The following is a 403-nucleotide window of genomic DNA, read 5'->3' as shown; positions in this document are numbered from 1 at the left end:
ACGTATCGGAAAAGACAACACCTATCTTGTGGAAGAAATAGCAACCATCACACCCGATAATACCTTTCAATTTAAATTAACGACAGCATTAGAAGATGGTATTTATCGAATGGATTTTGTTTTAAAACAGGTAGATGAAACAACCGTTATTCTTCCACATGGGGGATATGAAAGGCTGGATATTGCCACTTCATTTAATGCAGCAGGTGAAACAATTCCGATTCGTTCAATCAGTGAAGTGTTAGAAGAAATTCATACAGCTCGTGGCGAAGTAGTAGGGGCTGCCGATGATATAGCTGCACTAAAAAATGAAGTGGTCGATGCTCGAAACGATGTATCAAACGTAACACACGCTAATTTGAAATTGCGATTAGATACCATCGAAAATAAAACGAGTACAGCA

General features: G+C 38.5%; 1 protein-coding gene. It reads left to right on the top strand.

The genetic code is table 11. The features are described from left to right. On the top strand, positions 1 to 403 hold a 403-nt coding region (locus tag KTHG_RS20955; protein ID WP_222424329.1), incomplete at both ends, for a hypothetical protein.

The sequence above is a fragment of the Kurthia sp. Dielmo genome (assembly GCF_000307285.2).
Classification (GTDB): Bacteria; Bacillota; Bacilli; order Bacillales_A; family Planococcaceae; genus Kurthia; species Kurthia populi.
This window is presented reverse-complemented; position numbering and strand designations above follow the sequence as displayed.